The organism is Gordonibacter pamelaeae 7-10-1-b, from assembly GCF_000210055.1.
Taxonomy (GTDB): domain Bacteria; phylum Actinomycetota; class Coriobacteriia; order Coriobacteriales; family Eggerthellaceae; genus Gordonibacter; species Gordonibacter pamelaeae.
On the sequence record NC_021021.1, the window covers coordinates 2,381,725 to 2,386,591 of the forward strand.

General features: G+C 67.9%; 3 protein-coding genes. All 3 read left to right on the top strand.

Annotated elements, in window-relative coordinates:
• Window positions 1-2,692 (top strand): ATP-binding protein (locus tag GPA_RS11130; RefSeq protein ID WP_083809088.1); only part of this gene is annotated, 2,692 nt, incomplete at its 5' end.
• Between the two features lie 173 nt (window positions 2,693-2,865).
• The gene (gene rpoD / locus GPA_RS11135) at window positions 2,866-4,089 is read left to right on the top strand and encodes an RNA polymerase sigma factor RpoD (protein WP_041239520.1); all 1,224 of its coding nucleotides are present in this window, start codon (window positions 2,866-2,868) and stop codon (window positions 4,087-4,089) included.
• Window positions 4,090-4,343: 254 nt separating this feature from the next.
• On the top strand, window positions 4,344-4,867 hold a 524-nt coding region (locus tag GPA_RS11140; protein WP_041239521.1), incomplete at its 3' end, for a THUMP domain-containing protein.

Consider the following 4,867-nt stretch of genomic DNA (forward strand, 5'->3'; position numbering starts at 1 on the left):
CTGCGGGCACGACGGTCAAGGGCGACTTGTGCGCGTGGCGTTTCCCCAGGCCGAAGGCTTGAGCATGGTCGACGAGAACGGACGGCGCAGCGGCGTGCTCTACGATTGGCTCGTGGAGATAGCCAAGTACACCGGGTGGCGCTACGAGTTCGTGGAAGGCAGCGTGGACGAGCTCGTCAAGCAGACCATGGCGGGCGGCATCGACCTGATGGGCGGCATGTTCTACCGCGAGCAGCTCGACGAGAGCCTCGACTACTCCACGTTCGGCATGGGCTCGAACCGCTCCCTCGTCATCGGTCCCAGCGACGACGACTCCGTCGCCGGTTTCGACCTGCGCACCCTGAACGGCAAGACCATCGGAACCTATGCCAACGCGACGGAGAAGATACGCCGGCTGGAGAATTTCCTGGAGTTCAACGGCTTGGACTGCACGGTGCTGCGCCTCGACCTGGCTTCGTACGAGAGCTGCCTGGACGACGGCACCGCCGACCTCATGCTCGGCAGCGACGTGGGGATGAAGGACGGCTGCAAGGTGGTGGCGGAGTTCGACGGCGAGCAGCACTACCTGGCCGTTCCCGAGGGCAGCGACCTCATGGCGGGCATCGACGAGGCCATGAGGCAGATCTACGCGGCCGACCCCAACTTCTCCCGCTCGCTCTACGCCCGCTATTTCCCCGACGACTACGCCAGCCCCATCGCGTTCTCCGAGGCCGACCGCGCCTACGTGGCCCAGGCGCGCGAGGTGCGGGTGGCCGTGACGGCGGGGCAGTACCCGCTGTACTACGAGCATGACGGCTTGTACCAGGGCATTGCGAAGGACGTGCTCGACCGCATCGCCGAGCGCACGGGCCTCTCGTTCCGCTTCGTGCATGCGGACAGCTACCAAGGGGCGCTCGACCTCGTGGCGGCGGGCGAGGCCGATGTGGCGGGCTGCTTCATGGACGACGAGCAGACGGCTGGCGATCAGGGGCTTGCCTTGACCAAGGGGTATGCGACGCTCGGCGAGGTGGTGTTCCGCAGCAAGTTCTCGGCGCAGTCCTCCGGCGGCCCCGTGATAGCCCAGCTCCAGGGCCGCGCCGCGCCCGAAGGGCAGGAGGGCGCGGAGGTGGTGTGGCTCCCCACGTACGCCGACTGCCTCGAGGCGGTGAACACCGGGCGCGCCGACCTCACGAGCATGCCCGCCTCGTTCGCCGAGTGCCTGTTTACCGAACGCTCCTACGGCAACGTGGCCCCGGCCACGGCCGACCATACCGAGACCTCGTTCTCCCTGGCGCTGCCGCGCCCGGTGGACTCGGGCCTGTACTCGGTGCTGAGCAAGGCGGTGAACAGCTTCACGGACGACGAGCTGGAGGCCCTGTACTCCCGCAACGCCGTGGCCCTGGGCAACCGCTCCGCTACGGTGGAGTCGTTCGTGTCCGACAACCCGCTGCTCGTGGTGGTGCTGTCATTGGTGTTCTTCCTGCTGGTGGGCGCCATTGCCATCATCGTCACCGGCTCGAAGGTGCGCAGCCGCATGATGGCGCTCAAGCTGGAGAAGGCCGAGGAGACGGGCCAGGCGAAGGCCGACTTCCTCTCGCGCATGTCCCACGAGATACGCACGCCCATGAACGCCATCATCGGGCTGTCGAACGTGGCGTCGCTGTCGGGCGAGGCCACGCCCGCCATCCGCTCGGACCTGGAGAGGATCAACACGTCGGCCCAGTTCCTGCTCTCGCTCGTGAACGACATCCTGGACATGTCCAAGATACAGAACGACAAGGTGCACATAGAGGTGGCGCCCCTGCGCCTGGCGTCGCTCGCCTCGCGCCTCGAGAGCATGTTCGGCATCCAGGCGCAGGAGAAGGGCATCTGCCTGAAGGTCGTGTGCGAGACCGAGGCCGTGGTGGTGGGCGACGACGTGCGCCTGCAGCAGGTTCTGGCGAACCTGCTGTCCAATGCCTTCAAGTTCACCGACGCGGGCGGCACCATCTCCCTGCGCATCGAGGAGGCGCAGCTTGGCGGGGGCGGGGAGGGCCCGACGTACCGGTTCTCCGTGTGCGACGACGGAGCCGGCATCCGCCCCGAGGACCTCGAGCGCATCTTCGACTCGTTCGAGCAGGCGGCCGAGAACCACCGCAACGCCCAGGGAACGGGGCTGGGGCTGGCCATCAGCAGCAACCTCGTGCGCCTCATGGGCGGCAAGCTGGAGGTGGAGAGCCAGGTGGGCGCAGGCTCCGAGTTCCATTTCACGCTGCGGCTGCCTTTGGGGCGCCCGGAGGACCTGGACGCGCCGGGCGCGGACGACCCCGCGCCGCGCTCGCTTGCCGGCACGCGCGCGCTCTTGGCCGAGGACAACGACCTGAACGCCGAGATAGCCGCCGCCTTGCTGGACATGGAGGGGGTGGCGGTCGACCGCGCCGCGAACGGCCGCGAGGCGGTGGACCTGTTCGCGTCCGCGGAGCCGGGGCGCTACGACTTCGTGCTCATGGACGTGAAGATGCCCGTGCTGGACGGACTGGGCGCCGCCGCCGAGATCCGCGCGCTTCCCCGCCACGATGCGCGCGACGTGCCCATCGTGGCTTTGACGGCCAACACGTTCCAAGAGGACCGCGACGATGCGGCCGCTGCCGGCATGGACGGCTTCATCCCGAAGCCCTTCGACGCCCGGCAGCTCTACGAAACGCTGCGCTCCTTCCTGCCCCCGGAAGGGTAGCCCGCCGCCGGTGATTTTCCGGCCGCTCCTGGCGGGCTTTGGCGAATCGGAGAAGGGGGCGAAAAGTGCGCTGCGAAAGCGCGTGATCTATGGTATACTGCTCCGCTGTATCTTTGCGCCCGGCGCGCATGCTTCCGCATGCCCGAGCGCATCCAGTTGGAAAGGAAGATCACGTGGCCCAAGCCTCTAAGAACCAAGCTGTCGAGCCCGACACCGAGCAAGGTGCGAAAGCCCCGATCGATACCGAAGAGATACTGGACGATGACGACGCGCTGGACGTGGAACCCGACGTCGGCGCTTCCGATACGCTGGACGACGACAAGCTGGAAGCCGGCCTGGACGAGGACGAGGACCTGCTCGAGGGCATCCCCGAGGAGGAGCTCAAGGCGACCGTCGAGGTGCAGCTGCCGAAGGTGACGAAGAGCAAGGCGCGCACGACGCGCAAGCGCAACGCCGACGCCGGCGTGACCATGCTCACGGGCGACCCCGTGCGCATGTACCTGAAGGAGATCGGCAAGGTCCCGCTGCTCACCGCCGCGGAGGAGATCGACCTGGCCATGAAGATAGAGGCCGGCGTGGCGGCCACCGAGGAGCTGGACCGCGCCGAGGACGAGGGCATCGAGCTCGAGCGCCGCGAGAAGCGCCGCCTCGGCCGCATCGAGCAGGTGGGCATCGATGCGAAGCAGCAGCTCATCGAGGCAAACCTGCGCCTGGTGGTGTCCATCGCCAAGCGCTACGTGGGGCGCGGCATGCTGTTCCTCGACCTCATCCAGGAAGGCAACCTGGGCCTCATCCGCGCGGTGGAGAAGTTCGACTACACGAAGGGCTTCAAGTTCTCCACGTACGCCACCTGGTGGATCCGCCAGGCCATCACGCGCGCCATCGCCGATCAGGCCCGCACCATCCGCATCCCCGTGCACATGGTGGAGACCATCAACAAGCTCGTGCGCATCCAGCGCCAGCTGCTCCAGGAGCTCGGCCGCGAGCCCAGCCCCGAGGAGATCGGCAAGGAGATGGGCCTGCCCGCCGAACGCGTGCGCGAGATCCAGAAGATCTCGCAGGAGCCCGTGTCGCTGGAAACGCCCATCGGCGAGGAGGAGGACTCCCAGCTGGGCGACTTCATCGAGGACGACGCCGCCGTGGTGCCGCCCGACGCCGCCTCGTTCAGCATGCTGCAGGAGCAGCTGAGCAAGGTGCTCGACGGCCTGGCCGAGCGCGAGCGCAAGGTCATCAGCCTGCGTTTCGGCCTGGAGGACGGCCATCCGCGCACGCTCGAGGAGGTCGGGCGCGAGTTCGGCGTCACGCGCGAGCGCATCCGCCAGATCGAGAGCAAGACGCTCGCGAAGCTGCGCCACCCCAGCCGCTCGAGCAAGCTGAAAGATTATCTGGAAGACTAAGGTTCCGTCGGCCTGACGGCCGCCGGAACGAAGCCGATGCTGCGAAGGGCCCTGGCACCCCGCCTTGCCGCGATGGCGAAGACTCGCGTACTGAAGTACGCTTCGCCTTCCCCATCCCGTCAATTCGGGGCACCAGGGCCCTTCTCGCTGACTTGCTACGCCAACCTGCGCGGTTGGGCATACGGACCTGCAAGCTCCTGTTCGCGCTTCGCGCGAATCGGCCGCAGGTACGCCGAGGTTGAGGGGATTGCGCTATGCAACAGGAAAAACTCGAGTTCTTCGCCAGCTGCCTCGCCGGGCTGGAGGCCCCGCTCGCCGACGAGCTGAAGGCCCTCGGCATCAGGAGCGTGCGGCCGCTCGGCGGCGGCGTCGCCTTCTTCTGCGACGTGCGCCACGCGCTCGCGGCGTGCCTGTGGTCCCGGCTGGCCTCGCGCATCATGCTGGTGGTGGGGCGCGTGGACGCGCGCCTGGCCGACCTGCTGTTCGAGGACGCGTTGGAGCTTCCCTGGGAGGACGTGATCGCGCCCGGCGCGAGCATCGCGGTGTCGGCCCACGGCATGAACGACGAGCTGCGCAACACGCGCTTCACCGCGCTCAAGGTGAAGGACGCCGTGTGCGACCGCCTGCGCGAGGCGCGGGGGGAGCGCCCGAACGTGGACGCCGAGCATCCCGACGCGGCCATCGACGTGCGCGTGCGCGAGAAGCGCGCCACCATCTCGCTCGACCTGTCGGGCGCCTCGCTCTACCGCCGCACCTACCTCGCGCCCGACGACGGTGC